This window comes from Shinella lacus, assembly GCF_010994755.1.
Classification (GTDB): domain Bacteria; phylum Pseudomonadota; class Alphaproteobacteria; order Rhizobiales; family Rhizobiaceae; genus Shinella; species Shinella lacus.
The window spans coordinates 391,279-416,070 of sequence record NZ_WHSB02000004.1 but is presented as its reverse complement, the minus strand read 5'-3'; the positions used below and the strand labels follow the sequence as shown (position 1 = coordinate 416,070).

General features: G+C 64.0%; 24 protein-coding genes. 12 read left to right on the top strand and 12 right to left on the bottom strand.

The genetic code is table 11. From position 1 onward, the window contains the following. The first annotated feature begins 32 nt into the window (after nt 1-32). The 5 genes from GB927_RS13485 to GB927_RS13465 all read left to right on the top strand — a co-directional run bounded on the left by GB927_RS13485 (nt 33) and on the right by GB927_RS13465 (nt 5,582). On the top strand, nt 33-1,901 hold the full coding sequence (locus tag GB927_RS13485; protein ID WP_256117524.1) for an ABC transporter ATP-binding protein: 1,869 nt from the start codon (nt 33-35) through the stop codon (nt 1,899-1,901). Between the two features lie 263 nt (nt 1,902-2,164). Next, nucleotides 2,165-2,743 carry a ubiquinol-cytochrome c reductase iron-sulfur subunit gene (gene petA, locus GB927_RS13480; protein ID WP_256117523.1) on the top strand — a complete coding sequence of 193 codons (579 nt, stop codon included), beginning with the start codon at nt 2,165-2,167 and terminating at the stop codon, nt 2,741-2,743. Between the two features lie 14 nt (nt 2,744-2,757). After that, nucleotides 2,758-4,026: a cytochrome b gene (locus tag GB927_RS13475; protein WP_256117521.1), complete on the top strand. Its 1,269-nt coding sequence runs from the start codon at nt 2,758-2,760 to the stop codon at nt 4,024-4,026. 24 nt (nt 4,027-4,050) lie between these two features. After that, nucleotides 4,051-4,929 carry a cytochrome c1 gene (locus GB927_RS13470; protein WP_256117519.1) on the top strand — a complete coding sequence of 293 codons (879 nt, stop codon included), beginning with the start codon at nt 4,051-4,053 and terminating at the stop codon, nt 4,927-4,929. Nucleotides 4,930-5,039: 110 nt separating this feature from the next. Further along, on the top strand, nt 5,040-5,582 hold the full coding sequence (locus GB927_RS13465; RefSeq protein WP_256117518.1) for an adenine phosphoribosyltransferase: 543 nt from the start codon (nt 5,040-5,042) through the stop codon (nt 5,580-5,582). Between the two features lie 12 nt (nt 5,583-5,594). On the opposite strand, the gene GB927_RS13460 is transcribed toward GB927_RS13465, so the two are convergent. Further along, entirely contained in the window at nt 5,595-6,062 is a 468-nt protein-coding gene (locus GB927_RS13460) for a MaoC family dehydratase (protein WP_256117517.1), read from the bottom strand. Then, nucleotides 6,049-6,528, bottom strand: coding sequence for a MaoC family dehydratase (locus GB927_RS13455; RefSeq protein WP_256117786.1), 480 nt, complete (start codon nt 6,526-6,528; stop codon nt 6,049-6,051). Before GB927_RS13455 ends, GB927_RS13460 begins: the two co-directional genes overlap by 14 nt. A 131-nt stretch (nt 6,529-6,659) precedes the next feature. On the opposite strand from GB927_RS13455, the gene GB927_RS13450 reads away from it, so the two are divergent. Next, a complete protein-coding gene (locus GB927_RS13450; RefSeq protein WP_256117516.1) occupies nt 6,660-7,778 on the top strand; it encodes a hypothetical protein in 1,119 nt (372 codons plus the stop codon). Nucleotides 7,779-7,821: 43 nt separating this feature from the next. On the opposite strand, the gene ychF is transcribed toward GB927_RS13450, so the two are convergent. After that, nucleotides 7,822-8,925: a redox-regulated ATPase YchF gene (gene ychF / locus GB927_RS13445; RefSeq protein ID WP_256117515.1), complete on the bottom strand. Its 1,104-nt coding sequence runs from the start codon at nt 8,923-8,925 to the stop codon at nt 7,822-7,824. Between the two features lie 159 nt (nt 8,926-9,084). Between ychF and clpS the strand changes: the two genes are divergently transcribed. Together clpS and GB927_RS13435 are read left to right on the top strand one after the other, a co-directional pair. Continuing rightward, entirely contained in the window at nt 9,085-9,396 is a 312-nt protein-coding gene (gene clpS, locus GB927_RS13440; protein WP_256117514.1) for an ATP-dependent Clp protease adapter ClpS, read from the top strand. A 39-nt stretch (nt 9,397-9,435) separates the two neighbouring features. Next, nucleotides 9,436-9,819, top strand: coding sequence for a hypothetical protein (locus GB927_RS13435; RefSeq protein WP_256117512.1), 384 nt, complete (start codon nt 9,436-9,438; stop codon nt 9,817-9,819). A 3-nt stretch (nt 9,820-9,822) separates the two neighbouring features. On the opposite strand, the gene pth is transcribed toward GB927_RS13435, so the two are convergent. The 4 genes from pth to GB927_RS13415 all read right to left on the bottom strand — a co-directional run bounded on the left by pth (nt 9,823) and on the right by GB927_RS13415 (nt 14,622). Continuing rightward, the gene (pth, locus tag GB927_RS13430; RefSeq protein ID WP_256117511.1) at nt 9,823-10,539 is read right to left on the bottom strand and encodes an aminoacyl-tRNA hydrolase; all 717 of its coding nucleotides are present in this window, start codon (nt 10,537-10,539) and stop codon (nt 9,823-9,825) included. 72 nt (nt 10,540-10,611) lie between these two features. Further along, complete coding sequence (locus tag GB927_RS13425) at nt 10,612-11,361, bottom strand: substrate-binding periplasmic protein (RefSeq protein ID WP_256117509.1); 750 nt, start codon at nt 11,359-11,361, stop codon at nt 10,612-10,614. A gap of 20 nt (nt 11,362-11,381) precedes the next feature. Then, nucleotides 11,382-13,772, bottom strand: coding sequence for a putative bifunctional diguanylate cyclase/phosphodiesterase (locus GB927_RS13420; RefSeq protein WP_256117785.1), 2,391 nt, complete (start codon nt 13,770-13,772; stop codon nt 11,382-11,384). Nucleotides 13,773-14,010: 238 nt separating this feature from the next. Beyond that, the gene (locus tag GB927_RS13415; protein WP_256117508.1) at nt 14,011-14,622 is read right to left on the bottom strand and encodes a 50S ribosomal protein L25/general stress protein Ctc; all 612 of its coding nucleotides are present in this window, start codon (nt 14,620-14,622) and stop codon (nt 14,011-14,013) included. A 243-nt stretch (nt 14,623-14,865) separates the two neighbouring features. Between GB927_RS13415 and GB927_RS13410 the strand changes: the two genes are divergently transcribed. Further along, the gene (locus GB927_RS13410; protein WP_256117507.1) at nt 14,866-16,320 is read left to right on the top strand and encodes a hypothetical protein; all 1,455 of its coding nucleotides are present in this window, start codon (nt 14,866-14,868) and stop codon (nt 16,318-16,320) included. Nucleotides 16,321-16,324: 4 nt separating this feature from the next. On the opposite strand, the gene GB927_RS13405 is transcribed toward GB927_RS13410, so the two are convergent. Next, on the bottom strand, nt 16,325-17,509 hold the full coding sequence (locus GB927_RS13405; RefSeq protein ID WP_256117784.1) for a benzoate/H(+) symporter BenE family transporter: 1,185 nt from the start codon (nt 17,507-17,509) through the stop codon (nt 16,325-16,327). Nucleotides 17,510-17,712: 203 nt separating this feature from the next. Between GB927_RS13405 and GB927_RS13400 the strand changes: the two genes are divergently transcribed. The 3 genes from GB927_RS13400 (at nt 17,713) to GB927_RS13390 (ending at nt 20,842) form a co-directional block, all read left to right on the top strand. Further along, the gene (locus GB927_RS13400) at nt 17,713-18,672 is read left to right on the top strand and encodes a helix-turn-helix domain-containing protein (protein WP_256117504.1); all 960 of its coding nucleotides are present in this window, start codon (nt 17,713-17,715) and stop codon (nt 18,670-18,672) included. Nucleotides 18,673-18,825: 153 nt separating this feature from the next. Further along, nucleotides 18,826-20,334: an aldehyde dehydrogenase gene (adh, locus tag GB927_RS13395; protein WP_256117503.1), complete on the top strand. Its 1,509-nt coding sequence runs from the start codon at nt 18,826-18,828 to the stop codon at nt 20,332-20,334. Between the two features lie 133 nt (nt 20,335-20,467). After that, the gene (locus tag GB927_RS13390) at nt 20,468-20,842 is read left to right on the top strand and encodes a DUF779 domain-containing protein (protein WP_256117501.1); all 375 of its coding nucleotides are present in this window, start codon (nt 20,468-20,470) and stop codon (nt 20,840-20,842) included. A gap of 184 nt (nt 20,843-21,026) precedes the next feature. Here the strand turns inward: GB927_RS13390 and GB927_RS13385 are convergent, their stop codons facing one another. The 4 genes from GB927_RS13385 to GB927_RS13370 all read right to left on the bottom strand — a co-directional run bounded on the left by GB927_RS13385 (nt 21,027) and on the right by GB927_RS13370 (nt 24,785). Continuing rightward, nucleotides 21,027-21,596, bottom strand: coding sequence for a Kazal-type serine protease inhibitor family protein (locus GB927_RS13385; RefSeq protein WP_256117500.1), 570 nt, complete (start codon nt 21,594-21,596; stop codon nt 21,027-21,029). Between the two features lie 88 nt (nt 21,597-21,684). Further along, entirely contained in the window at nt 21,685-22,617 is a 933-nt protein-coding gene (locus tag GB927_RS13380) for a ribose-phosphate pyrophosphokinase (protein ID WP_256117499.1), read from the bottom strand. A 124-nt stretch (nt 22,618-22,741) separates the two neighbouring features. Further along, nucleotides 22,742-23,518 carry a hypothetical protein gene (locus GB927_RS13375; protein ID WP_256117498.1) on the bottom strand — a complete coding sequence of 259 codons (777 nt, stop codon included), beginning with the start codon at nt 23,516-23,518 and terminating at the stop codon, nt 22,742-22,744. A gap of 115 nt (nt 23,519-23,633) precedes the next feature. After that, entirely contained in the window at nt 23,634-24,785 is a 1,152-nt protein-coding gene (locus GB927_RS13370) for a M24 family metallopeptidase (protein WP_256117497.1), read from the bottom strand. Between the last annotated feature and the right edge of the window lie 7 nt (nt 24,786-24,792).

Sequence of the window (24,792 nt, the reverse complement as noted above, 5' to 3'; positions counted from 1 at the left end):
GTCCCCCGCCCAAAACCGCCTATATCGGAGGCATGATCTTCCGCACGCTCTTCTCCTGGTTCGAGAACTGGATTCAGCCCTTTGCGCGGCGGGATGACCTTCGGCCGCCGCAGGGGCTGCTCGCCTTCATCTGGTTCTATGTCAGCCAGGCCAAGGCGCCGTTTGCGGCGATGCTGGTGCTGGGCGGTATTACGGCGGGCATCGAGGCGGCGACCTTCTGGTTCGTCGGGCGGCTGGTCGACATCCTGGCGACGGTCAAACCCGGTGACGGGTGGAGCGGGCTGATTGCGGCGCATGGGCCGGAACTGCTCCTGATGCTCGGTCTCATCGGCCTCGTGCGATTCGTCGTCACCTTCCTGACGGCGCTGGTCGACCAGCAGGTGATCACGCCGGGCTTCTACAATCTGGTGCGCTGGCAGTCCTATGTGCATGTCGCGCGCCAGTCGCTCTCCTTCTTCCAGAACGATTTCTCCGGCCGAATCGTCACGAAGGTCTGGTCGGCGGGGCAGGCGACCGGCGACGTCATCACGTCGTTCATGGAAAGCATCTGGTTCGTGACGATCTACACGGCCTCGACGCTGGTGCTGCTCGGCGGGCTGGACTGGCGGCTGGCCGCCGTGCTGGCCGTGTGGCTCCTGGTCTTCTCGGTGCTCGCGCGCTATTTCGTGCCGCGCATCCGCGAACATTCGCGCCAGACCGCCGAGGCCGCGTCCATGCTCAGCGGCCGCATGGTCGATGCCTATTCCAACATCCAGACGCTGAAACTGTTCGGGCGCGACGACGCGAACGACCGCTACATGCGCAACGGCTTCGACATCTTCCAGACAACTACGTTGAACTTCACGCGGTTCCTCACCGGCGTGCGGGCCTCGATGGCGCTCGTTTCCGGCCTGATGATCGTCGCCATGGCGGTGCTGTCCATCCATCTCTGGCTCGGCGGCATCGCCAGTTCCGGCGCTGTCGCCTTCACCATGGCGCTGGTGCTGCGGCTGAACTTTTTGCTCAACCGGCTGATGACGCAGTTGAACAGCATCATGCGCAATATCGGCACGATCCAGAATTCCGCCGACCTCATCTCACAGCCGATCGGCCTCGTCGATGTGCCGGATGCGACGGAGATGAAGGTCACGCGGCCGGAAATCCGCTTCGAGAACGTCCGCTTCCATTACGGCCGCCAGTCCGGCGTCATCGACGACCTGACGCTGTCGATCCGGCCGGGCGAGAAGGTGGGCATTGTCGGCCGGTCGGGCGCCGGCAAGTCGACGCTGGTCAACCTGCTGTTGCGCTTCTACGATCTGGAAGGCGGCCGCATCCTCGTCGGCGGCGAGAACATTGCGCGCGTGACGCAGGAGAGCCTGCGCGCCAATATCGGCATGGTCAGCCAGGATACCGCGCTTTTGCACCGCTCGATCCGCGACAATATCCTGTTCGGCAATCCGGATGCCACCGAGGCCGAGGTGATCGAGGCGGCGAAGAAGGCCGAGGCGCACGATTTCATCCTGTCGCTCGAAGACCAGCGCGGCCGCACCGGCTATGACGCCCATGTCGGCGAGCGCGGGGTGAAACTCTCCGGCGGCCAGCGCCAGCGCATCGCGATCGCCCGCGTCATGCTGAAGGACGCGCCGATCCTCGTGCTCGACGAGGCGACCTCGGCGCTCGATAGCGAGGTCGAGGCGGCGATCCAGTCCAATCTCGAACGCCTGATGCGTGGCAAGACCGTGCTCGCCATCGCCCATCGCCTCTCCACCATCGCCGCCCTCGATCGCCTGATCGTCATGGACCGCGGTTCCATCGTGGAGGAGGGCACCCATGCCGAGCTCGTCTCGCGCGGCGGGCTCTATGCGGATCTCTGGTCGCGCCAGTCCGGCGGGTTCCTCGGACACGAGGAAGCGGCGCAATAGGGCCGCAAAGCGTCGTTTCGCGACTGCTTTTTCAGACGGGAAGCGCTGGATGTTCAAGGTGATGGGGGTGGCTTGTCAAGATGCCCCGTTTTTCCCGCGACAATGTGCCCACCTCCCCTTGCCAAGGCTGGACATAATTTGCGATCAAGCATAGAACGCGCCGGATTGACGGGGAATCTATGGCCGTATTGTGTCCGGATCTGACCGGTTTCCAAGGGGCGTGGCGGGTTTCCGCAGACTTTGCGTGAGAGGATGGTTTAGCCGTGAGCGAACACGAGACATCAAGCGAATCCCTGGGCGAGCCCACTCGCCGCGATTTCCTTTACCTGACCACCGGGATGGCTGGCGTCGTGGGCGGCGTGGCAGTTGCCTGGCCGTTCATCGACCAGATGCGTCCGGATGCGTCGACGCTGGCGCTCGGCGCCATCGATGTCGACGTCTCCAGCCTGACGCCCGGCATGTCCCTGACCGTCAAGTGGCGCGGCAAGCCGGTGTTCATCCGTAACCGGACGGACCAGGAAGTTGCGGAAGCCAAGGCCGTCGAGCTTGGCGACCTCAAGGACCCGGTCGCACGCAACGCCAATATCGCGACCGACGCCCAGGCGACGGACCTTGATCGTTCGGCGGGCGCGGGCAAGGAAAACTGGATCATCATGGTCGGTGTCTGTACCCACCTCGGCTGTATTCCGCTCGGCCAGGCCGGCGATTTCGGCGGGTGGTTCTGTCCCTGTCATGGTTCTCACTACGATACCGCTGGTCGTATTCGTAAGGGTCCGGCCCCCGAGAACCTCGCCGTGCCGACCTTCGCGTTCGTTACCGACACAGTTATCAAGATCGGTTGAGGGGACACCTGATAATGAGTGCTGATCATTCCACCTACCAGCCGACGACTGGCATCGAAAAATGGGTCGACTCGCGCCTGCCTCTGCCGCGCATGATCCATGACAGCTTCGTCTCCTACCCGGTTCCGCGCAACCTGAACTATGCCTACACCTTCGGCGCCATGCTGTCGGTGATGCTGATCGTGCAGATCCTGACCGGTATCGTTCTGGCCATGCACTATGCGGCCGAAACCACCGTCGCGTTCAACTCGGTCGAGAAGATCATGCGCGACGTGAACCACGGCTGGCTGCTGCGCTACATGCACGCCAACGGTGCGTCGTTCTTCTTCATCGCGGTCTACCTGCACATTGCCCGCGGCCTTTACTACGGCTCCTACAAGGCGCCGCGCGAAATCCTCTGGATCCTCGGCGTGGTCATCTACCTCCTGATGATGGCGACGGGCTTCATGGGCTACGTTCTGCCCTGGGGCCAGATGTCCTTCTGGGGTGCGACGGTTATCACCGGCTTCTTCTCGGCCTTCCCGTGGGTCGGCGAGTGGATCCAGCAGTTCCTGCTCGGCGGCTTCGCGGTCGACAATCCGACGCTGAACCGCTTCTTCGCGCTGCATTACCTGCTGCCCTTCATGATCGCCGGCGTCGTCGTTCTGCACGTCTGGGCGCTGCACGTCACCGGCCAGACCAACCCGACCGGCGTCGAGGTGAAGTCCAAGACCGACACGGTCGCCTTCACGCCCTATGCCACGCTGAAGGACGCTCTCGGCGTCTCGGTCTTCCTGATCATCTTCGCCTGGTTCGTCTTCTACATGCCGAACTATCTCGGCCACCCGGACAACTACATTCCGGCTGACCCGCTGAAGACCCCCGCCCACATCGTTCCGGAATGGTACTACCTGCCGTTCTACGCGATGCTGCGCGCCATCACCTTCAACGTCGGCCCGATCGACTCCAAGCTCGGCGGCGTCCTCGTGATGTTTGGCGCGATCATCGTGCTGTTCTTCCTGCCCTGGCTCGATACGTCCAAGGTTCGGTCCGCCGTCTACCGCCCGTGGTACAAGCTGTTCTTCTGGATCTTCGTGGCCAACGCCATCCTGCTCGGCTGGCTCGGCGCCATGCCGGCAGAAGGCATCTATGTCATCCTCTCGCAGCTCGGCACGCTCTACTACTTCGGCTTCTTCCTCGTCATCATGCCGATCCTCGGCCTGATCGAGACCCCGAAGCGCATTCCGAATTCGATTACGGAAGCGGTTCTGGAAAAGAAGAACGCCAAGCTGGCCAAGGCCTGAGAGCGAGGACTAGGAACCATGTCAATGAAAAAGCTTGTTGCAGGCCTTCTGTCGCTCGCACTCGTCGCCGGTCTCGGCGTCTCCTTCGCCACGGCGGAAGAGGCAGCGCCCGCCGCCGGTGCAGAGGCGGAACACGCCACGCCGCACTATCCGATGCATAAGCCGAAGGAACAGGAATGGTCGTTTGCCGGTCCGTTCGGCAAGTATGACAAGGGCCAGCTCCAGCGCGGCCTGAAGGTCTACACCGAAGTCTGTTCGGCCTGCCATTCGATGAGCCTGGTCTCCTTCCGCACGCTGGAAGGTCTTGGTTACTCGGAGGCGCAGGTCAAAGCATTCGCGGCGAACTACGAAGTGCAGGACGGCCCGAACAGCGACGGTGAAATGTTCACCCGCAAGGCCGTTCCGTCCGACTATTTCCCGTCGCCCTATGCAAACCACGAGGCGGCTGCCGCCTCGAACAATGGCGCGGCCCCGCCGGACTTCTCGCTGATCGCCAAGGCGCGCGGCATCACCCGCGGCTTCCCGCAGTTCGTCTTCGACATCTTCACGCAGTACCAGTCCGGCGGACCGGACTACATCTACTCGCTGCTGACCGGATACGACGAAGAGAAGCCGGCGCATCTCGAAGTCGCCGAAGGCACGCACTTCAACCCGTACTTCGCCAATGCCGCCGCACTCGCCATGGCCAAGCCGCTCTCCGACGACCAGGTCACCTATGACGACGGTTCGCCGCAGACGGTCGACCAGTACGCGCACGACGTTGCCGCCTTCCTGATGTGGGCCGCAGAGCCGCATCTCGAAGAGCGCAAGCGTACCGGCTTCATGGTCATGGTCTTCCTGGTGATCTTCACCGGCCTGATCTACCTGACGAAGAAGTCGGTCTACGCGAACAAGGAACACTGAGCGGCTACACCGCTCGGCAGCAAAGGCGGCCTCCGGGCCGCCTTTTTTGTTGAGGGCCAGCGCCTCACCTGCAATAACCGGAGGAAAGCCCTCCGCAGTCGGGAATCCCCATGTCCACGCTCGAAAACGAACTCGTCGCCGCGATCCGCAACATTCCGGATTATCCCAAGCCCGGCATCATGTTCCGCGACATCACCACGCTGCTCGGTAACCCGCGGGCCTTCCGCCGCGCGGTGGACGAGCTGGTGCATCCCTATGCGGGCATCGGCATCGCCAAGGTCGCCGGCATCGAGGCGCGCGGCTTCATCCTCGGCGGCGCCATGGCGCACCAGCTGTCGACCGGCTTCGTGCCGATCCGCAAGAAGGGCAAGCTGCCGCACGAGACCGTGCGCATCGCCTACAGCCTGGAATATGGCGTGGACGAGATGGAAATGCACAAGGACGCCATCAAGCCCGGCGAGAAGGTGATCCTCGTCGACGACCTGATTGCCACCGGCGGCACGGCGGAGGCGGCGGTGAAGCTCCTGCGCCAGATCGGCGCCGACATCGTGGCGGCTTGCTTCGTAATCGACCTGCCGGATCTCGGCGGGCGCAAGAAGCTCGAAGCGCTGAACGTGGAAGTGCGCACGCTGGTGGCGTTCGAGGGGCACTGAGCCCCTCGACGATCAAACGAATTCCAGCACCGTGCTTTCGAATCGGATGACCGGTTCGCCGTTCTGGTTCTTGCCCGCACACAGGATCGTGTTGACCAGGCGGCCGGCGCGGGAGGTGAGCTCGCGGGACGCCAGCAGGGTCACCGAATAGGTAATGGTATCGCCGGCAAAGACCGGCTTCAGCCAGCTTAGCTTCGTAAAACCCGGGGAGGGGCCGAGGTTCGGCGGCGTGATGCCTTCGCGGACGAGCCGCTTGCATTCGCCGAGCCAGAACGGCACGAAACATTTCATCCAGCCGGCGCTGGAATGCCAGCCCGAGGCGCAGAGGCCGCCGAACAGGGCCTCTTTCGCCAGTTCCTCGTCGAGGTGGAAGGGTTGCGGGTCGAAGTTCTTCGCGAAGCGGATGATGTCTTCAGCAGTGAAGGTCAGGCTGCCGATCTCGACCGTCTGGCCGAGGGCATAGAGTTCAACCATGCGCATGGGCGGCTCCTTCGCTCGGCGCCAGGCGCATCATGTTGATATATTCGCTGACGGCGACGATCTCGCCGCGTTGGTTCGTCACCTCGGCGCGAAAGCGCACGATGCCGATCTCCGGGCGCGAGCGCGAGGCACGGGCGTCTAGCACCACGCAATGGCCGCCGAGCGTATCGCCGGCCAGCACCGGCCGCTTCCATTCCATGAGGTCCACGCCGGGCGAGCCTTCCGAAGTCGAGCCGTTGATATAGGCCTCGTAGAGCATGCGCATCATCACCGCGCTGGTGTGCCAGCCGGAGGCTGCGAGTCCGCCCAGAATGCTGGCGCGGCCGGCCTCTTCGTCGAGATGCATCGGCTGCGGATCGAATTCCGTCGCGAACGCGATGATCTCGTCTGCCGTCAGGGTCCGCTCGACAAAGTCGAAGCGGCGGCCCGGCGTAAAATCTTCAAAAGTGTAGCGCGTCACATCCAGATCCGTCTTGTTGCGGGCGAACAATGGCGAGCGCGGCAGGGTTTTGCAAGGTCCTGACGGGCCGATCGCTTGCCAGCGGGCCCCCCGTGCGTAAGGTGGCGCCGGTTGCGGACACGAGGAGACGACGATCCATGCAGACCTTGAAATCCGTGCTCGAGGGCGCAGCCGGCGAGGGCATCATCTCCGCCGATCAGGCCGGCAGCCTGCTGCCCTATATGGAGGCGCGCGGCGTGCTTTTGCAGCCGCCGCGCACGGATGCAGTGGATATTGCCGGCGCGGAGGAGGATCGCGCCATTGCGCCGATCGAGGATACCGAGGCGCCGCGTTTCGTGCGCGGTTTCCATGATGTGCTGATCACCATCGGCGTCGCCATCGTCATGGCGGGTGTGTGGGGCGTCGGCGCGTTCTTCGCCGCGCTGCCGGCCATCATCATCCTGGCCGAAATTCTGGTGAGGCGGCAGCGGCTGGCGCTGCCGGCCGTGCTGCTGACGCTTCTTTATGTGCACTGGATCTTCGTCACGACGATCATCGCGCTGGACAGCTTCATGGGGCAGCCGGAGCCGGAACCGGTGCTGCATTTCGTGCTCGTCCTCCTGCCGTTCGCCGTGCTGCTGCCGCCCTTCTACTGGCGCTATCGCATTCCGCTGTCGCTCAGCCTGTGCTTCCTGTCGGTCGCCGCCGTCGTTCTCGCCTTGATTTTCCTCGGGCTTTCGCGCCTCACCGGAAGCACCGAAGTGATCGCCGATCATCCCATCATCTCGTCGGCCATCTTCTTGGCGGCCGCACTGGTGCTGTTTGCCGTGGCCATGGTCTATGACCTGTCGGACCGGTTCCGCGTCACGCGCCGCTCCGACGTCGCCTTCTGGCTGCACCTGATCACGGCGCCGGCGCTGCTCTATTCGACGCTGGCCTTCGTGTTCCTCGGCGATTTCGCCAATGAGCGGCTGTTCAGCGGCAGCAAGGGCCTGCCGGACGCGCTCATCATCGTCGGCGTCGTCGTGGTGCTCATGGCAATCGGGCTGGTTCTCGACCGGCGGGCATTCGTCACCTCCGGGCTGGTTTCGCTCGGCCTGGCGGTCGCGAGCCTGCTGCAAGGCGTTGAGGCGGCACCCGAGAGCTACGTCTTCCTGACGCTGCTGATCGTCGGCCTGGTGGTGCTGACCATCGGCATCGGCTGGCCGCATTTCCGGCGCTGGACGATGACGCCGCTGCCCGCGACGCTCAAAGAAAAACTGCCGCCCCTTCGGTGAAGGGCGGCAGCTTGAACGGTGTCGGGAATGTCGGGCTGTTGCTTCAGGTGTTGAAGCGGAAGTGGATGACGTCGCCGTCCTGGACGACATATTCCTTGCCTTCGTCGCGGCCCTTGCCGGCTTCCTTGGCGCCCACTTCGCCCTTGTAGGCGATGTAGTCGTCATAGGCGATGGTGAAGGCGCGGATGAAGCCGCGTTCGAAATCTGTGTGGATGACGCCGGCCGCCTGCGGGGCCTTGGTGCCGCGCACGATGGTCCAGGCGCGGGTTTCCTTGGGGCCGACCGTGAAATAGGTGATCAGGTCGAGCAGGTGGTAACCGGCGCGGATCAGCCGGTCGAGGCCCGCTTCCTCAAGGCCGAGCGCCGAGAGGAATTCGACTGATTCCTCTTCCGGAAGCTGGGCGACCTCGGATTCGATCGCGGCCGAGATGATGACGCATTCCGCACCCTGTTCCTTCGCCATGGCGGCGACGGCTTCGGTATGCGCATTGCCGGTCGACGCGTCGGCTTCCGAAACGTTGCAGACGTAGAGGACGGGATGCGAGGTCAGGAGGTTCAGGCCCTTCAGGACCTCGATCTCTTCCGGCGCCAGCGTCTTCAGCAGAAGGCGGGCCGGCTTGCCCTCGTTCAACAGCTTGACCACGGCTTCCATGATCGGCAGTTGTGCGAGCGAATCCTTGTCCTTGCTGGCCGCGCGCTTGCGGGTCTGCTCGACGCGGCGTTCCAGGCTTTCGAGGTCGGCGAGCATCAGCTCGGTCTCGATCGTGTCGGCATCGCTGACCGGATTGATGCGGCCCTCGACATGGGTGATGTCGTCGTCCTCGAAGCAGCGCAGCACATGCACCACGGCATCGACTTCGCGGATGTTGGCGAGGAACTTGTTGCCGAGGCCTTCACCCTTCGACGCGCCGCGCACGAGGCCGGCGATGTCGACGAAGGAGATGCGCGTCGGGATGATCTCCTTGGAGCCGGCGATGGACGCGAGCGCCTTCATGCGCGGGTCCGGCACCGCCACTTCGCCGGTGTTCGGCTCGATGGTGCAGAAGGGATAGTTTGCCGCCTGCGCCGCCGCCGTCTTGGTCAGCGCGTTGAAGAGGGTCGACTTGCCGACATTCGGCAGACCGACGATACCGCATTTGAAGCCCATTGAGGTGGTCCATTCGTCTCGAAATTCGTTGCCATCGCTATGGGCGAAGGACGGGGCAGGGTCAAGTGTTTGCGGCACGCAAGGCCTTGAAGTCGAGCTTCGTGCGGTGCACAATAGGTTTCTGACACCGCTCGAAGGCAAATCGCGAGGAGACTTTCGATGAGCAATGGTGATGTTACCCTCACCCCGAAGATCGACACGAAGCCCAAGCTCGAACGGCCGAAGCTCTACAAGGTCATCCTCGTCAACGACGATTACACGCCGCGCGAATTCGTCGTGCTGGTGCTGAAGGCCGTCTTCCGCATGAACGCGGATGCGAGCCAGCGCGTGATGATCACCGCGCACAAGCTCGGCACCTGCGTGGTCGTCGTCTGCGCCCGCGACATCGCCGAAACCAAGGCGAAGGAGGCGACCGACCTCGCCAAGGAGGCGGGATTCCCGCTGATGTTCCAGACGGAGCCGGAAGAGTAGTTTCACCCGATATTAGCGGTTTCTGTCTAACATGCCGTCATGTTCGAAGAAGCCTCCACCTGGCATTATGCCGTCGCCTTCGTGCTCTTCCTCATTCTGGGGGCGGTCGGGCATGTCTGCCGCGCGGTCTTCAACGTCCTGCCCGACCGGCTGTCGGACAAGCCGATGCTGGATCTCATGATCAGCGACGGTTACAATATGGACGACCATATCCTCGGCACAGAATATGACGATGCCGGCTATTACCGGCTCGATTCCTGGCGGAATTTCCGCAATTCCACCCTCGGCTGCGGGTTTGCCGGCATCGCCGTGATGCTGTGCTCCGAGGGTGCGTCCGGTGTTATCGCGCACGGCATCGAGACCGGGTTTGCCTGGCTGTGGGACCTGTTTCTCTACCGTCTCCAGACGCTGCGCTGGCTGTAGCGATCACTCGCCCTTGTTGCCGAGCAGCTTCTTCAGCATCTCCGCCATCGGTCCCGTCGTCGGGAGAATCTTGGGCTGGGCGTGGTTGCGGGCCGCGCGGATGTGGGATTGGGCGGCGGGTTTTTGCGCGGGTGCTTTTTCCCCGTCCGGCTTGCTGCCGGTGGCGAGCGCCAGCTTGTTCATCAGCTGCGAATCCTCGCCGCGCACCAGCATCTCGGCATTGAGGGCCAGTTCGTCGAGCAGCGGGTCGAGCCAGGTGTGGTCGGCTTTGGCGAAGTCGCCGAGCACATGGTTGGTGACGAGTTCCTTCACACCCGGATGGCCGATGCCGAGGCGCAGCCGGCGGTATTCCCGGCCGCAATGGGCGTCGATCGACTTGATGCCGTTGTGCCCGCCATGGCCGCCGCCGGTCTTGATGCGTGCCTTGCCGGGGGCAAGGTCCAGTTCGTCGTAGATCGCGACGATGTCCTTGGGTTCGAGCTTGAAAAAGCGCATCGCCTCGCCGACGGATTCGCCCGACAGGTTCATGAAGGTCTGCGGCTTGACGAGCAGCACCTTCTCCCCGGCAATCTCGCCTTCGGAGATTTCCGCCTTGAACTTCTTCGACCAGGGCGAGAACGGGTTCTTGCGGTGGATCGCGTCCACCGCCATGAAACCGATATTGTGGCGGTTGCCCGCATATTTTGCGCCCGGATTGCCGAGCCCGGCGATGATCAGCATGGAAGGATCCGTCAAAACGATCTGTTGCCGCTTTCACCACCGCGAAAGTGGCCTAAAGTCAACCGTTGAAGATTATTTCTTCGCGCCGTTCTCCGCGGTGCGGGTGCTCGGCGGCAGGCCGTAGGCGGTGAAGATGCGGTCCTGCTCTCCGCTCATGATCAGCTTGTCGAGTTCGGCCTGCAGGCTCTTGATGAGGTCTGGCGGCGTGTCCTTGTGGCAGGCGATGCCGTAGACCTGGCCGGCCAACATCATCGCCTTTTCGACCGGCTGGCCGTCCTTCACCATTTTCTCGTAGGTCTTGATGGAGGTGGGCATCAGGTCGATGCGGCCGCTCAGGAGCTTGCGCACGGTGATGTCGATATCGCTTGCGAGATCGATGTCCTTGAAGCCGATCAGTTCGAGCGCCTCGACGGCGAAGTCGCCGCGCTGCGAGCCGACCCTCAATTCGCGCGCCTTGACGATCGTCAGCCCATCGTATTTTTCGCCCTTGCGCTTCAGGAGAACCATCTGGTCCTTGAGGAGCGGATTGACCCAGACGAAGCGCTCGGCGCGCTCGCGGTTGTAGCCCGTGGTGAAGACGCAATGCATCGGCTGGTTTTCGGCCATGGCGAAGGCACGCGCCCAGGGCATGATTTCCAGCGTGTAGTCGATGCCGGCCGCCTTGGCGATCGCCTCGACCTGGTCGACCGCGATGCCGGTGATCTTGCCGTCCTTCGTGTAGTTGAAAGGGGCGTATTCCTCGGTGACGAAATGCAGCGTTTCGGCAAGCGGTGCGGAGAGGGGGGCGAGCGACAGGCTGAGCGTCAAAAACAGCGTCTTCATCGTCTCGTCCTCGTTCCTCGTCAGGAGGCGGCGGCCAGGCGCTCGGGCGGCCTGGCCGGCATCGTGAATTCGTCCAGCTTTTGAAGCAGCGCGTCAAGCGGCAGCGGCCGGCTCAGCAGATAGCCCTGGCCGAACTCGATGTTCATCGCCTGGAGGATGTCCCATTGTTCCTCCGTCTCGATGCCCTCGGCCACGACCGCGCAGCCCATCTGGTGCGAGATGGTGCGGATGCCTTCGACCAGCATGCGGCTCTTGCGGCGCACGTCCGGCTGGTCGGAGGACAGCGAGCGGGTGAAGGACTGGTCGACCTTGACGATATCGACGGGGAAGCGGTTCAGGTAGGAAAGCGACGAATAGCCGGTGCCGAAATCGTCGAGCGCGATGCGGCAGCCGAGCTCGGAGAGCGCGTCGAGCACGTCGCGCACCACCGGATTGTCGAGCATCAGCACGGCCTCGGTGATTTCCACGACGATGCGCGAGGGCGTGATGCCGTTTTCGAGCAGCAGGGCGGCAAGGCGGTTCGGCAGGACCGGCTCGAACTGCAAGGGCGAGAAATTGACCGCGAGATAGGTGTCGGACAGCCCGTCGAGCTTGGAGATGACGGCGAGGCTGGCGATGGATTTCGACAGGATGCAATCGCCGATGCGGCCGATCGAGCCGTTCTCCTCGGCAATGCCGATGATCTCGGCCGGCGGCAGCAGGCCGCGCTCGGGGTGGTTCAGGCGCATCAGCGCCTCGAAGCCGGCCACGCGCCCGTCGGACAGGCAGACGATCGGCTGGAGATAGGCGGTAAACCAGTCGTCGCGCAGGCCCTGATCGATGAACTGCTCGGTTTCCAGGCGCTTGCGGGCGATATCGACCATGTTGTTGTCGAAGAGCTGCACGCCGTTCTTGCCGTCGCGCTTGCGGGCATACATGGCCATGTCCGACTTTTGCAGCAGGCAGGCGGCCGTGGCGGCGTGGTCGGGATAGATCGCGACGCCGATGCTGGCGCTGACATTGAGTTCGGCGCCGTTGACGACGAGCGGCGCGCGCAGGCTTGAAACCAGGCGTTCGCTGACATCCAGGGCGAGCTGGCGGGCGTTCGGCGCGGAAAGCAGGATGGCGAATTCGTCGCCGCCGAGCCGCGCGATCCGGTCATTGGCGCGCAACTGCCGGCGCAGGCGCATCGCCACCTGGCAGAGCACGTCGTCGCCGGCGGCATGGCCGAGATTGTCGTTGATCCACTTGAAGCGGTCGAGGTCGACGAAGAGGCAGGCGAGTTGGTGGCCGAGCGTGTCGACCTCGCCGATCAGCTCGTCGAGCACGCCCTCGAAGCCCTGGCGGTTGAGCAGGCCCGTCAGGTGGTCGGTGATCGCCTGGCGGTGGTTGCGGTTTTCCGCCTCCTTGAGGTCGGTGACATCGGTCATGACCGAGAGCGACAGCGCCTGGCGGCCGCTGCTCGCCTCCGCGCCGGTTTCAAGGATCAGCACGTCGATCACGCTGCCATCGGCGCAGCGGAAGCGCACCGTCACCTCGCAGATGCCGGCCTCCGATTTGCTGGTCGCGTGGCGTTTGCGGTAGGTTTCGCGGCATTCCTCGGCGACGAAATCGGTGAATTCCTGGCCGATCACATGCTCGCGGCGGTAGCCGGTCGCGGTCAGCCAGTAGTCGCTGACGGCGGTGATGCGGTTCGCCGCATCGATGGAGAAGAGCATGGCGGGCGTGAGGTTGTAGATGTCGGTGGCGCGGGTATGCGCCAGCTTCAGCTCGTTTTCCTCGCGCTCCAGCTTGCTCTGCATCTCGTTGAAATTATGGGCGAGCGCGCCCATCTCGTCGTTCGAGGTCCAGTCGACATGATGGCGCGAGCCGAGCCGCCGGGTCGCCTCGATCGCCGCCGTCAGGCGCATCAGCGGGCGGATGATGGTGATGCGGTTGCCGATGATGGCAGCGGTGAAGAGCGTTGCCACGGCAAAGAAGAAGATGGCGAAGATGCCCATCTCGTCCTTGGTGAAGCGCGAGAACAGGCCTTCCTTGCGGATCCAGATTTCCGCCGAGCCGACCTTCTTGATGCCGTCGCTGGCGCGGTAGAGGATATCGGTCTTGACGATGGAGCGCGCGTCGTTCGGATCGGGGCTGAGTTCGGGCTTGCGGATGTCGATCACATCCGAGGTGTCGCGCACGCGCACGAAGCTGATATCGGCGTCCGCCTGGAGCGCGCCGACGATCTGGTCGATGCTGTCCTTGTCGAAATCCCACAGCGGTTTTCCGAGCGCCTGCACATTGGCCTTCAGCAGCACTTCGGTGTTTTCCAGGCGCTCGCGCGCCACGCGGTCGGACGACAGGATGAGGAAGAGCACGAAGAGCGGTGCCACGAAAACGAGCAGGGCGCCGATGACGATGGCAATGAAGCGGCTCTCCACCGAATGCATTTTCATGCCGGTTGCCCCCCTGCCATGATGCGAAGCCAGCCCATAGTGCCCCTCTTAGGCTTTCGTCGTTCTTCCCGGGCTTAGCCTTTCACCAAAGTCTTAAATGTTGCTGAAATGCCGATCCGGAAAAGTGCTGATAATTCAGACTTCCCGCAACGGTAGCGCTGGCATTTTGACAAAGAAAAACCCCGCATCCGGGCGGATGCGGGGTTTTCGAGAAGGATCCCGTTAAGAGGGATTATTCTTCCGTAGCAGCCACTTCTTCTTCTTCCTTCACGCCAGCAGCCGGAACGGCGATGGTGGCGATCGTGAAGTCGCGGTCGGTGATGACCGGGCTCGTGCCCTTGGGCAGCTTGATGTTGGAAATGTGGATGCCGTCGCCGACCTTGAGGCCAGCGAGGTCGGCCGTCAGGAATTCCGGAATGTCGCCGGCCGAAGCATGCAGCTCGACAGCGTGGCGTACGATGTTCAGAACGCCGCCGGCCTTGATGCCCGGGGACTTCTCTTCGTTGACGAAGTGAACCGGCACTTCGACGACGACATGGGTGTCGCCCGAAACGCGGAGGAAGTCGACATGCATGGTGAAGTCGCGGACCGGATCAAGCTGGTAGTCCTTCGGGAGCACCTTGATCTTCTCGCCGTTGACGTCGATCGTGGCGACCGTCGTCTTGAAGCCGCCGGCGTGGATACGCTGGGTGACGTCCTTGGTCGAGATGGCGATCGAAAGCGGGGACTGCTTGTCGCCATAGATAACTGCAGGAATAAGACCGTTGCGGCGAAGTTCACGGGAGGACCCCTTACCAACCCGTTCGCGCGTTTCGGCCTTGAGCTCGTAAGTGTCGTGGCTCATGGCTTAACCTTTCGTGTGTTACTGGAGAGCTTTGCGCAGGCGGAGTGAACCGCGGCTGCGTAAAACTTGAGGATTTTTTGAAAGCCTCATCCGCATTGCCTCCAAGGGTGTCTACGCGGACGGGGGCTCGATAAACGAGAATGCCCGGAAATGCAAGGCCCGCGCCCCGATTGACCCCCGCATTGACATGGTGCGGTCACGATTGGATGTTGGGTATAGACCAGATCGGCGAAGGAGACCACGATGCGACGACAGATCCTGATGGCCTCGGCCGCCCTTGCGCTCGTCTGCGCAAGCCCTGCTCTGGCACAGGAGGTCTCGGCATCCGGGGCCGAGAGCATGCAGCAGAAGCTGACGCGCTACCTGCCGCAGGATATGATCGACGCCGGCCTGGTGACGGTGAAGGCCGCAAGCTCGTTCTACGAGCTGCGCTTCAACCCGACGGTGCTCATCGACAAGGCGAAGACCGGCGCGGTGCAGGTCGAGGGCCTGAAGCCGCTGACGGCCTATCTGCGGCCGATGCCGGAGGGCACCTACCGCATCGAGGCGAACGACAGTCTCGACATCAAGGGCACGATCGACGCCGCACCCGGCAAGAACTCCTTCACCTATCTCGTCGAGTCGATGAAGCTCGACGGCATCTACGATCCGGAAATCCTCTATTTCACCTCCGCCGACTGGACGGCAAAGCGGCTCGCCTTCACCAGCACCTCCTCGCAGGAAAGCGTGACGGCCAGCGTCGGCGAGACGGCGATGCGCGTTGCGGCCGAGAAGAAGGATGCCGGCACGCTCGACATCACCAGCACCGGCGTGATGAAGGCCTTTGCCGAGACGATCACCGGAGGCCCGAGTGGCCGCGTCGATATCGGGGCGGACACGGTCGATATCGATGTCAGCCTGGATGGCGCGCGCTACAAGGTGATGCAGGAACTCGTCTTCTTCGTGCTCGACAACATGCACAAGGACAAGCTCGAAGCGCCGGATGCGGCGCGGCTGAAGGAGTTGCTGCGCGCCTCCATGCCGATCTTCGACAACCTGACGGAGACGATCAAGGCTTCGAACGTGACGGTCGGAACGGACAAGGGCACGTTCGGCGCGGCGGCCGTCAGCTACAATCTCGACATGAACGGCATCGCGCATTCGACCCGCTTCGGGTTCGGTTTCGACGTCGAAGGACCGAAGCCGCCGGCCGGCGTGCTGCCCGTCGCCTTCGAGGGCGCGCTGCCGGAGCGGGCGACCTTCAAGGCGGCCGTCACCAATCTCGACCTTGCCGGCGCTGTCACCTATCTGCTCGACAATGCGGATTTCACCAAGACGGAACCGCTGACCGAGGCGCAGAACAAGGAGATCGGCCGCATCATCCTGCCGGACGGCTCGATGACGGTGCAGTTCGAGGACGTCTCGGCGGTCTCGCCGATCTATGACGTGCACCTGTCCGGCACGATGCTCGTCTATCCGGAACAGAAGGATCGCCACAGCGCCGACGTGAAGATCACCATGCGCGAGTTCGACAAGACGGTCGCCTATCTCCAGAAGAATGCCGCCACCGTGCCGGAGTTCGGCCAGGCGGCCTTCGGGCTTTTGATGATGAAGGGCCTCGCGCGTGACGCGGGCGGCGGCGCGCAGGTCTGGGACCTCAAGGTCGGCGAGGACGGCAAGGTGCTGATCAACGGCCAGCCGCTGCCGTTCCAGCAGTAAGGTTTCAGCCGCGGCGCTTGGCGGTGAGCCGGGCGAGCCCCAGCATCAGGCCGCCGGCGACCAGTCCCCAGAACGCGCCGGAAATGCCGGCAAACGAGACGCCCGAGGCGGTAACGAGGAAGGTCACTGCCGCCGCTTCGCGTCCCTCGATTTCCTTGAAGGCATTGAGCGCGGAATTGGCGAAGGCGCTGATCAGCGCGAGGCCGGCGACCGCCTGTATGAGGATCGGCGGGGCGAGGGCGACGAAGGCTGTGACCGCGCCGACGAAGGGGCCGAACACCACATAGCAGACACCCGCGACGATCGGCGCCCAATAGCGTCTCTTCGGGTCCGGATGGGCATCGCTGCCGGCGCACATGGCGGCGGTGATGGCCGCGAGGTTCACCGCGTGGCTGCCGAAGGGGGCCGAGAGCAGGGAAAAGACGCCGGTCGTGGCGAAAAGGGGCGCTGGCGCGGGTTCGTAGCCGTTGACCTTCAGCACGGCGATGCCCGGAATATTCTGCGAGGCCATGGTGACGATGAACAGCGGCAAGGCGATGCCGACGAAGCCCGCCACTGTGAAGATTGGCATCACGAATTCCGGGTTCGGCGCCAGCGAATCAGCGAGGCCGGCCAGCGCGCCCGGCGGCACCTCGACGCCGAAGGCCAGTACGGCGATGAAGGCGGCAAGCGCCGCCGGCACCGCATAGAGCCGGTTGAACGCGCCGACGATTGCCCAGGCCAGCACGATCGGCAGGCCGAGCAAGGGATTGAAGGCGATCGCCTTGGCTGGCGCGAAACAAAGGCCGATCAGCACGCCCGCAAGCATGGCGTTGGCGAGCGAGGTTGGAATGGCGGCGACCATGCGCCCGAGCGGCTTCCAGAGGCCGGCAATGACGATCAGCACGCCACAGACGAGAAACCCGCCGACCGCCGTCTGGAAACCGCCCTCGATGGGACCGGAATTGGCGAGCAGGGCCGCGCCCGGCGTCGACCAGGCGATGGCGATCGGAAGCCTGGTCACGGCGCTGAGCAGGATCATGCTCACGCCAAGCGCCACGCAGACGGCCATGAGGCCGGACGTGGCCTGCGCCTCCGTGGCGCCGACGCCGGTGAGGCCGTGCAGCACGACCGCGAAGGAGCTGGCAAAGCCGACGAAGGCGGTGAGGACGCCCATGAAAAGGGCCTGGGCGGAAAAGTCACGAAGCATGATGAAATCGGTCATGGAAAGGGAGGCGCAGTCGTAACAGGCGGCGTGGTGCTTGGAAACAGCCTTGTCGGGGCAGGGCGCCGTTACCACATGGAGGCTTCGACCTTGGTGCTGCTGGACCAGCCGGCAGAAACGTGGCTATAGTCCTTGAGCGTTGTATTCTAATGCGACGATCGGTCGGAAGCTTTCGGGGAGGAGAGCGGATGCCTGCGCGTTTCGATCACGCGGATCATGTTCAGACCGTTGCGGCCCATGCCTCGGCTGCGGCGAGTTCGCCCGTTGCCGCCTCGTGGCGGCGCTGCCTCACCCTGCATGGCCTTTCTCCGGAAGAGGCGCGCGTGCCCTGGCGGCTCACCGAATCGGAATTCCGCCAGGCCCGCGCCCGCTCCAGCGCCCTCATCGAGGAAGCATCCGGCGAGATCGACCGGCTGTTTGCCACCGTCGGCAAGGCCGGCTGCTGCCTGCTCCTGACGGACGAGAACGGCATTGCGCTGGAACGCCGGGGTGCTGCCGGCGACGATCGCGATTTCCGCGGCGTCGGGCTCTGGTCCGGCACGGTCTGGAGCGAGGCGAGCGTCGGCACCAATGGCATCGGCACGGCGCTTGCCGACGAGCGGCCGGTGCTGATCCTCCGCGACCAGCATTTCCTCTCGCAGAATACCGGGCTCTCCTGCACGACGGCGCCGATCCGCGATCATACCGGCCGCATCGCTGCCGCGATCGACATCTCCACCTGCCGCGACGATGCGAACGAGATGACCATGTCGATCCTCTCGCAGGCCGTGCGCGACGCGGCCGCCCGCATCGAGGCGGGGTTGTTCCGCCGCGCCTTCGCCGCCGCCCGCATCCTGCTCGTCCCCGTCGATGGCCGCGCGGCACCGGCGCTTCTTGCCGTCGACCGCGACGATCTCGTGCTCGGCGCCACCCGCGCGGCGCGCCAGTTCCTGGGCCTCGACGACCGGCGTATCGCCGCCGGCGTTCCCGCGTCCGATCTCCTGCATGAGAACCGGGCGGAGGAAGGCGGCGACCTCGACGATGCCGAGCGCGCAGCGCTTCGCCGCGTGCTTTCGCGCGCCGGCGGCAATGTCAGCCAGGCGGCCGACCAGCTCGGCATCAGCCGCGCGACGCTTTACCGGAAGATGAAGAAGCTCTCGATCAACTGATGCTGCGGCGCAGCACAGCCTGTCGCATCGCTCTGTCTCAATTCTGAAACAGTCCCCGCCGCCATCGCCGGCACGCCCCTATCATGAACGCGCGAAGCGCAGCACCATCCTCTCCGACGGCCCATCCGGGGCCTTTTCGTGGGAGGAAAGACCATGCTGCATCAGAAGATCGTCGAAAACCCGTACAAGACGAAGTACGGCAACTTCATCGGTGGCGAGTGGAAGGAGCCGGTCGCCGGCCGCTACTTCGACAACATCACGCCGATCACCGGCGGCAAGCTGTGCGAGATCGCGCGCTCCGACGCCGCCGACATCGAACTCGCGCTCGACGCCGCACATGCCGCCAAGGACAAGTGGGGCCGCACTTCGGCCACCGAGCGCTCCAACATCCTCATGAAGATCGCCCAGCGTATGGAGGACAATCTCGACCTTCTCGCCCGCGCGGAAACCTGGGACAACGGCAAGCCGCTGCGCGAAACCATGGCAGCCGACATTCCGCTCGCCATCGACCATTTCCGCTATTTCGCCTCGTGCGTTCGCGCGCAGGAAGGCTCGATCGGCGAGGTCGACCATGAGACGATCGCCTACCACTTTCACGAGCCGCTCGGCGTCGTCGGCCAGATCATCCCCTGGAACTTCCCGATCCTGATGGCGACATGGAAACTCGCTCCCGCACTTGCCGCCGGCAATTGCGTCGTGCTGAAGCCCGCCGAACAGACGCCGTCCTCGATCCTGCTCTGGGCCGAACTCGTCGGCGACCTGCTGCCGGCCGGTGTGCTCAACATCGTCAACGGCTTTGGTCTGGAAGCCGGCAAGCCGCTCGCCTCCAACCCGCGCATCGCCAAGATCGCGTTCACCGGCGAGACGACGACCGGCCGCCTGATCATGCAATATGCCAGCCAGAACCTCATTCCCGTCACGCTGGAACTCGGCGGCAAGTCGCCGAACATCTTCTTCGCCGACGTGATGAACGAAGACGACGACTATCTCGACAAGGCGCTCGAAGGTTTTGCGATGTTCGCGCTGAACCAGGGCGAGGTCTGCACATGCCCGAGCCGTGCGCTGGTGCATGAGAAGATCTACGATCGTTTCATGGAAAAGGCCGTCAAGCGCGTCGAGAAGATCGTACAGGGCAACCCGCTCGACATGGCGACGATGATCGGTGCGCAGGCATCCTCCGAACAGCTCGAAAAGATCCTGTCCTACATGGATATCGGCCGCCAGGAAGGCGCGGAAGTGCTGACCGGCGGCGGGCGCAACGAACTTGAAGGCGACCTTGCCGGCGGTTATTACGTCAAGCCGACCATCTTCCGGGGTCACAACAAGATGCGCGTCTTCCAAGAGGAAATCTTCGGGCCGGTGGTCTCGGTCACGACCTTCAAGGACGACGCGGAAGCGCTCGAAATCGCCAACGACACGCTTTACGGCCTCGGTGCCGGCGTGTGGAGCCGCGATGCGAACCGCTGCTACCATTTCGGCCGCGACATCCAGTCTGGCCGCGTGTGGACCAATTGCTACCATGCCTATCCGGCCCACGCCGCCTTCGGTGGTTACAAGCAGTCGGGCATCGGCCGCGAAACGCACAAGATGATGCTGGACCACTACCAGCAGACCAAGAACATGCTGGTCAGCTACTCTCCCAAGGCGCTCGGCTTCTTCTGAGCGACCGCCTCCCTTCTCCCCGCCTGCGGGGCGAAGGCAACAGACGGGCGGACCGGGGCGTGACCCCCACCTTGCCCAACCGCCCGACCCTCTCCCCCAGCGGGGAGAGGGTACGCTTTTGGAGGAGAGCCGCATGACCGAGACGACTGGCGAGCCGCGCGTGGTGGCGACCGATGCAGCGCTTGCGCTGATCCGGGAAATCCAGGCGGATTATCCGAAAATCCTGTTCCACCAGTCCGGCGGGTGCTGCGACGGCTCCTCGCCGATGTGTTACCCGACGGACGACTACATCGTCGGCGACCGGGACGTGAAGCTTGGCGAAATCGGCGGGGTGCCGGTCTATATCAGCGAGAGCCAGTTCGGCGTGTGGCAGCACACGCAGCTGATCATCGATGTCGTGCCCGGCCGGGGCGGCATGTTCTCGCTCGACAATGGCCGGGAGAAACGCTTCCTCACCCGCTCGCGCCTGTTCGGCGGCGGCGAGGCCTGCCCGCTGCCGGGGCGTTGAAGCTGAAGAATACCCTCGCTCCATCCCCGACGTCATCCTCGGCCTTAAGCCGAGGATCCATCTGCACGCTCGGAGGGTGGATGGTCGGGTCAAGCCCGACCATGACGGAGGAGAGGTTTGGCGGATTGTGTCAGCAGTCTGACCCGCGGTAACGGCGGGCTCGTCGTTTCATATAATGACGTTCTCAGCGCACCGGGCACTGGCCGGACTTGAAGACGCGGAAGCCGGCGGCTTCGGCCGAGCAGGCATTGCCGAACTCCTTCAGATCGTTGCCGCGGCGGCCGCAGACCGGATTGAAGTCCATCGTGCAGGCCCGCTGGTCGCGCGGCCGCTCGCGGTCGCCCCGATTGTCGCCCTCACGATCGCGATCCCGGCGGTCCCTGTCGTTGCGATTGCGATCACGGTCGCGGTTCTGGTCCCTGTCGCGGTCGGGACGGCTCCAGCCGTCGCGATCCTGATCCTGGTCCTGCCAGCCGACATTGTCGCGATCCGGGCGGCGGAACTGGCATTCCCCGCGGCCGACGATGCCGTAGCCGCTGGCGCGCGCTTCGCAGGCATTGGCGAAGGTCTGGCGGTCACGGCCGCGCTCGCCGCAGACCGGCGCATATTCGCGCGTGCACATTTGCGGCGGGCGCGGATTGTAGCCGCTGCCGCCCTGGTCGACCTCGACCGAGCAGGCCGCAAGCGTGCCGGCGGCAAGAAGGATGGCAAGGCGGCCCGCCAGCCGGCGGAAGAATGGCGACATCGAAATCATGGATTTCCCCTAACGAATCTATGCGGAACTTAGCGCATAAAGCGAGGAGCCGGTATCGGCCGCGGGCAGAAATCGAAACGGTGGAAAATCAGTCGAAGAGGCTCGATACCGACTCTTCCGCGCTGGTGCGGTTGATCGCCTCGCCGAGCAGGTTGGCCGTCGAGATGACGCGGATGTTGTGCGCCGACTGGACGGAGGTGGTCGGCTGGATCGAGTCGGTGATCACAAGCTCCTTGAGCTTGGAGGAGGTCACGCGGGCCACGGCACCACCGGAGAGCACGCCGTGCGTGATGTAGGCGGTGACGCTGGTCGCGCCGTTCTTCAGCAGCGCTTCGGCCGCGTTGCAGAGCGTGCCGCCCGAATCGACGATATCGTCGATCAGCAGACAGTCCTTGCCGGTGACATCGCCGATGACGTTCATCACTTCGGATTCGCCTGCGCGTTCGCGGCGCTTGTCGACGATCGCCAGTTGGCAATCGAGGCGCTTGGCGAGCGCACGGGCGCGCACCACGCCGCCGACGTCCGGCGAGACGACCATGACGTTTTCGAGATTGTAGTTTTCCTTCACGTCACGCGCCAGGATCGGCACGGCGTAGAGGTTGTCGGTCGGAATGTCGAAGAAGCCCTGGATCTGGCCGGCATGCAGGTCGAGCGTCAGCACGCGGTCGGCGCCCGCCTCGGTGATGAGGTTGGCGACGAGCTTTGCCGAGATCGGTGTGCGCGGACCCGGCTTGCGGTCCTGGCGGGCGTAACCGAAATAGGGGATCACGGCGGTGATGCGCCGCGCCGAGGAGCGGCGCATGGCATCGATCATGATCAGCAGTTCCATCAGGTGGTCGTTGGTCGGGAACGAGGTCGACTGCACGACGAACACGTCTTCGCCGCGCACGTTTTCCTGGATTTCGACGAAGATCTCCTGGTCTGCGAAGCGTCTGACCGTGGCACGGCCGAGCGGGACATTCAGATAATTGCAGATCGCTTCGGCCAGAAGCCGGTTCGAATTGCCCGCGAAAACCTTCATCTATGGTCCGCCTGTGCTTATGCTGATGGGGGGCCTTTTACCGGCAATGCCTGCGAATGCAAGGGCTTTGCCGTATGGGAAAAGCGTTTCTTCGCATTTGCCTGTGATTAAACCCCGGACGTGCTTAACCGCGCGTGGCGCCGCGCCAGTCGAGATACTCGCGGATCGTCTTCTGGGCGATGCCCTCCATCGTGCGTGCCGGTACAGCCGCCCACGGATCGGATGCCGTGCCCGAGACACTTTCCTGCCCCTGGATGCGATGGAGCCGCGCGCCGCTGCCGTCGAGCACGTCCCAGACATAGACCACGGTCGTCTTGCCATTGTCGTTCATCGCGGAAAAGTAGCCCTTCAGGATGTATTTGCTGGAATTGTCGGAAGCGCTGCGGATCGTCAGGCCGTTGGTGCGTGCTTCCGCGCCCAGCCGCTTGGAGAGCGGCGTGACCGCCTCGACCGGCGCGCCGATGATCGGTAGGAAGCGGATCGTCTCGCCGGCCTCGGCAGCGGTCGGGACGGCCGCGATCTCCTCGGCGCCGACCGAGGTTTCCGCTGCCAGCGAGCGCTGCGCCGTGGTGCGGGCAAGGGCGGCGTCGGATTGCGTGGTGTCGCGCCGCGTGCCGCTGTTGCGGGCGAGCGCGTCGGCCTGGGCCTCAAGCGTGCCGGCGGTGTCCGTGCCGGTCGAGGTGCCGTTGCCGTTGGCGGGCGTGAAGGCGGTTTCCTGCGTGGTCGTGGTGACCGGCGTCGACTGCGCGCTCATCTGGTCGAGGTCGTTCTGGGTGACGGGCGGCGAGTTGAAGCTGCCGCCGCCGACATCGACCTGCGGCGTCAGCGCATCCGTGCTGTTGCAGCCGGCAAGGGTGGCAATGAGGCCGATCAGTGCTAGCCGCGTCATCAGCTCCTGCATCGTTTTCGTCCGTGTCCTGTGGGAGGCCTTTTTGCCTCCTCCGTCCCCGCAACGATTTATGGGTGGCGCTCCATTGCCTGTCAATTGCGGGATCTTGTGAGCCCTCACCGGCCCGTCAGACTTCGATGAAATCCAGTCCGTAGCGCGACAGTGGTTTTGGCGTGTCCGTCGTCGTCAGATAGGTCTGGCCGAGCGTCATCGCGGTGCCGGTGTCGGAGTCCAGGATGATCGTGTGGACGAAGAGCGACATGTTCGGCTCGATCTCCTGCGGGTTGCCGAGCAGGAACATCTGCTGGTCCATCCAGGAGGGCGCAAAGCGCGCGCCGACGGAATAGCCGCAGGTGTTCAGCCGGTGGCGCGCAAGGCCGCGCTCGTCGATGAGGCGGGCGAAGGTCTCGAAGACGGTGCCGAAGGTATTGCCGGGGCGCAGCACCATTTCCATCGCCTGGATTGCCTCGCGGCAGGCGCTGTAGAGCTCGCGGTGGCGGTTGGACGGCGTACCGATGAGGGCGGTGCGCATCATCGGCGCATGGTAGCGGGCGCTGACGCCGGCCCATTCGAGGGTCAGTTGGTCCTCGGCATCGAGCTTGCGTCGGCCGGACTTGGAGCGGCAGAGCAGGGCATCGGCGCCGGAGCCGATGACGAACTCGTTGGCGGGATAATCGCCGCCGCCGGCCAGCACCGCACCCTGGAGCGCGGCCAGGATCGTCGCCTCGTCGCCGCCGGGAACGATCAGCGGCAGGGCCGCTGCCAGCGCGTCGTCGGACAGGGCGGCGGCACGCTCGACATAGGCGATCTCGGCCGGGCTCTTGATGAGGCGCAGGCGGCTGACGATCGCCGAGGCGTCGACGATCTGGCCGAAACTCTGGAGCTGGTTGTCGAGCAGGCGCGCATTGCGGCCGGTGAGGCCATGCGTGTCATATTCGATGCCGATGCGGCAGCCGAGAAGGTCGAGGTCGGAGAGCAGGTTCTTCAGGTCCATCGTCGGGTCCGCATTGACGCGGTCGACCCAGATCTCGATTTTTTCGATGTTGGAGGTGTGGCGGGCCTGGCGCAGGTCCGCGGAGCGCGTCAGCAGCACCATCTGGCCGTTCGCCTTGACGATGAGCGTCTGGAAGAAGCAGTAGCCGAACGTGTCGTAGCCGGTCAGCCAGTACATGCTCTCCTGCGAAAACAGCAGCATGGCCTCGATCTTCTCTTCGCGCATGCGCGACGTCAGGCGCTGGAGCCGGTTGGCGTATTCCTCGGTGTCGAAGTGAAGGGCCATGGCGGTG